The 3,697-nt window shown below is 54.4% G+C and carries 4 protein-coding genes and 1 tRNA gene; 4 read left to right on the top strand and 1 reads right to left on the bottom strand.

Features of this window, described 5'->3' with window-relative positions; genetic code table 11:
* The first annotated feature begins 229 nt into the window (after positions 1 to 229).
* Both qac and K7B09_RS12745 read left to right on the top strand, forming a co-directional pair.
* A complete protein-coding gene (gene qac / locus K7B09_RS12750) occupies positions 230 to 562 on the top strand; it encodes a quaternary ammonium compound efflux SMR transporter QacL (protein ID WP_000800531.1) in 333 nt (110 codons plus the stop codon).
* Between the two features lie 75 nt (positions 563 to 637).
* Positions 638 to 907 carry a hypothetical protein gene (locus K7B09_RS12745; protein ID WP_223629843.1) on the top strand — a complete coding sequence of 90 codons (270 nt, stop codon included), beginning with the start codon at positions 638 to 640 and terminating at the stop codon, positions 905 to 907.
* A gap of 912 nt (positions 908 to 1,819) precedes the next feature.
* Here the strand turns inward: K7B09_RS12745 and K7B09_RS12740 are convergent.
* Positions 1,820 to 1,914, bottom strand: a tRNA-OTHER gene (locus K7B09_RS12740).
* 122 nt (positions 1,915 to 2,036) lie between these two features.
* On the opposite strand from K7B09_RS12740, the gene K7B09_RS12735 reads away from it, so the two are divergent.
* On the top strand, positions 2,037 to 2,294 hold the full coding sequence (locus K7B09_RS12735; RefSeq protein WP_223629842.1) for a hypothetical protein: 258 nt from the start codon (positions 2,037 to 2,039) through the stop codon (positions 2,292 to 2,294).
* A gap of 468 nt (positions 2,295 to 2,762) precedes the next feature.
* Positions 2,763 to 3,413 carry a hypothetical protein gene (locus K7B09_RS12730; RefSeq protein WP_223629841.1) on the top strand — a complete coding sequence of 217 codons (651 nt, stop codon included), beginning with the start codon at positions 2,763 to 2,765 and terminating at the stop codon, positions 3,411 to 3,413.
* The last annotated feature ends 284 nt before the right edge of the window (positions 3,414 to 3,697 follow it).

Here is a 3,697-nt window from a genome sequence, read left to right as displayed (position 1 = left end):
TGGGGCGCGGCCTAACAATTCGTTCAAGCCGACCCCGCTTCGTGGCGGCGCCTGCGTGCTTGCGGTACGCTAGCACTCCGCCGCCGCCACTACGCAGGTCGGCTTAACTCAGGCGTTAGATGCCAGATTTGGCGTTGCGTATGCTCACAGAAAATCGACAGCCGCAAGACTGTTTTTGGCAACTCATAGCCACTACTATTTCTCCTTCATACCGTAGAGGAGATTGCACGTGAAGAACTGGCTCTTTCTGGCTATTGCAATATTTGGTGAGGTCGTCGCAACTTCCGCACTGAAGTCCAGCCATGGATTCACCAAGTTAGTTCCTTCTGTTGTAGTTGTGGCTGGCTACGGGCTTGCGTTCTATTTCCTCTCTCTCGCACTCAAGTCCATCCCGGTCGGCATTGCTTATGCTGTTTGGGCTGGCCTCGGCATCGTACTTGTGGCAGCTATCGCTTGGATCTTCCATGGCCAGAAACTAGACTTGTGGGCGTTCGTTGGCATGGGACTTATCGTTAGTGGCGTCGCCGTTCTAAATCTGCTATCCAAGGTCAGCGCACATTGACCGGGCTGGCATCTAACAATTCATTCAAGCCGACGCCGCTTCGCGGCGCGGCTTAATTCAGGCGTTAGGCGCTCAATGAGAGTTTTCGCAGTCACATTGGTCATCATCGGACTACTGGCGTGGTTCTCGTCGGTACCGATCGCAACCCATCTTTCTAAGAATCGCCCTGCACAACCAATTGCAGAGACTGGCCATGTCGTTGAGTTCAACAACCACGGAAAGATCGCTTACATTACGCAGCGTGAGAGATTCCTGTACGACTACGGAACATTTGCAGGCCTTCTTCTTGCTCTTCTTGGCGGCTCCATTTTCGCAAGACATCAGTATCGTGGCGGACGCGCCTAACAATTCATTCAAGCCGAACCCGCTTCGCGGGTCGGCTTAATTCAGGTGTTAGGTTTAGCGCGGAATTTTTTGGGGATGTGCGGGCTTTGCATTGAATTTCGCTTGATAGGTTTACTGTTAGGTTCAAGTGTGCCCTTGCGTACTTGGCCCACAGCGCGCAGGGGACCTGCGCACCGTGGTGGCGGTAGCATTCCGTAGCTTGCTTCGCGTGTGCAGTGGGTCGTCGGGCGCCTACAACCTAACAGTTCGTTCAAGCCGACGCCGCTTCATGGCATCGTGTTATCTTTCGGCGTCCGGCTGCTGTCGCTTCGGTTGCACCTCGTTGCGGCGCGGCTTAACTCAGGTGTTAGGTGTGCAGATGACCATTACTGGCATGCGGGTAAAGGCTTTCACGGTACTCGCAGGCGCGTTGTTGGTAGTGGCAGCCAATTCCAACGCAGGCGCGCCTCGTAAGCATGTCCATCCGGTCACGACCCTGGAGTCAGCCGTGGCTGTCGCTCAACGGGCCGCCGTCGCCCGAGGTATTGACCTCACGCGGTTCAAGCTCAACTCCACCTACTCCCGATTAGAGGGCTCTGAGTGGCTAATTGGCTTTGATTGCACGCCGCCCGGTCCGCCTGGCTGTTCGTTTCTGGTAGTAATTCAGCAGTCCACCGGGTCTGCGGAGGTTCTTGCAGGTGAGTAGCTGCACACCTAACAATTCGTCCAAGCCGACGCCGCTTCGCGGCGCGGCTTAACTCAGGTGTTAGGTTGCAGTGGCTTGTTCTTCGCAAGCCCAGCTAAGTATCTCCAAGCTGCCGCGCCAGCGGTTGACATCCAGCCATCCCGAGTCATTGCCATCGCCACAAGGAAGATCACGCAGGCAAGGTAGATGCAGAAATCCCAGTTGATTTTCATGTATCGCTCAAAAAGTGGCGCGCCAGTCTGGACTCGAACCAGAATCGGTCAGCTCAAGAGTTGTACAGGCCCTCAAACCGTCCATGCTTTACCAGTTAAACTACTGGCGCTTTGATTCCTGCAACCTAACAATTCGTTCAACGCGACACCGCTTCGTGGCAGCGTCGCAACTCGTATTCCAGCGCAGCGGTGCGCGTTAACTCAGGTGTTAGATTGCACAGGAAGCATCATCGTGGCCGATCAAACAAACGAACTTGCTGAATCGGTGCTCGCACCTTACCGCGCCGCGCAAGAAGAACAATCGAAAATAGCCAAGAATCGCCGCATCAGACAGGCGAAATTCTTCTTCGGTTGCTCAGTCGCACTCCTTACCGCCTATTCCATGTTCATAGTCAACCGCTACTTTGAGCATGAAAAATTTGACTTGGTATCAATCGTTGCACTGTTGGCACTTATGGCGGCAGTCCGCAATAGCTGGCGTGCAATCTAACAATTCATTCAAGCCGACGCCGCTTCGCGGCGCGGCTTAATTCAGGTGTTAGGCCTCATGAGAAATATCGCGATTGGACTACTACTTCTTGCTTCGTTCTCTGCCACCGGGCAAGGAGAGACTCAAGTATTTTTGTCTTGGTATGACGGCTGGGGTACCCATACCGTTTGGGGCGCCGGAAAAATTTCCGGTAGCTATAACGGGACTAAGGTTCAATGTGGCAACTCTTCTATCCCGGTACGTCCCATACTTGACACCCACGAGAGTGACGGCAACCCGCCTAGCCCATCCCAGACAGCCGAGCATGCCGAGTCCGTTAATGTCCCTCTATTGCGCTCCCTTGAGTCTCGCGGCGACAAATGCATCTTTCAGACAGCGGCCACGAATGAGGCCTAACAATTCATTCAAGCCGACGCCGCTTCGCGGCGCGGCTTAATTCAGGCGTTAGGGCGCACATTGGGGATCCGCATGAAGCCACTATTCTTACTCGCTCTTCTTACCCTATCGCTGCCATCTGTGGCAAAAGACCGTGTGGAGAAGCCAACGCTACTAAAGCCTACCGCTCCGTTCACACCGGAAGGTGTTGTCTCCGAAAAGGAGTTGGAGCTGCTAACTCGCATCGAGATCAACAAGATTGAGGAGGGTTCTCTAAACGGGGTTCAGTACCGCATTTATTACACAGACGGTAGCGGCACGTTCTCCGGGGCGCCGGATGGGTCTTTTACGACAGGGCTGGGCATCGGGAAGGACTGGAGTACCTCCTGCAAGAGGGATCCAATGGACGACACAAAGTCATGCTATATCCAGCGGAAGGATCTTTGGGTCTGGCTCTACCCAGGCGGTCGGTTAAAGATTTTCATCGGCGGCGATCAGTACCCTGGCACGAGCGCTTCAGTCCGTATTGACTCTAATCCGGCAATACGATCTCCGGCAGACAGCGAGGGGGTTTTCACCGCAGCGCAAAGCAAGCAGATCCTTCAGCAGCTTGTTTCTGGCTCACGTGTAGCAACACGCTACGTTGATTGGCCCTACAGATCAGCTGTTGATGATTCGTTTGACCTGCATGGCTTTGACGAGGCCTATCAGTACATACAATGGGCGCTCAGGCAGATCAGGTAGTGCGCCCTAACAATTCGTTCAAGCCGACGCCGCTTCGCGGCGCGGCTTAACTCAGGCGTTAGGTTTAGCGCAGAATTTTTTGGGGATATGCGGGCTTTGCATTGAATTGCGCTTGATAGGTTTACTGTTTGGTTCAAGTGTGCCCTTGCGTACTTGGCCCACAGTGCGCAGGGGACCTGCGCACCGTGGTGGCGGTAGCATTCCGTAGCTTGCTTCGCGTGTGCACTGGGTCGTCGGGCGCCTACAACCTAACAGTTCGTTCAAGCCGACGCCGCTTCATGGCA

It is taken from the genome of Thermomonas beijingensis (assembly GCF_020034655.1).
Lineage (GTDB): Bacteria > Pseudomonadota > Gammaproteobacteria > Xanthomonadales > Xanthomonadaceae > Thermomonas > Thermomonas beijingensis.
Note: the sequence above shows the minus strand (reverse complement) of the source record. Positions and strands in the feature narration are given on the sequence as shown.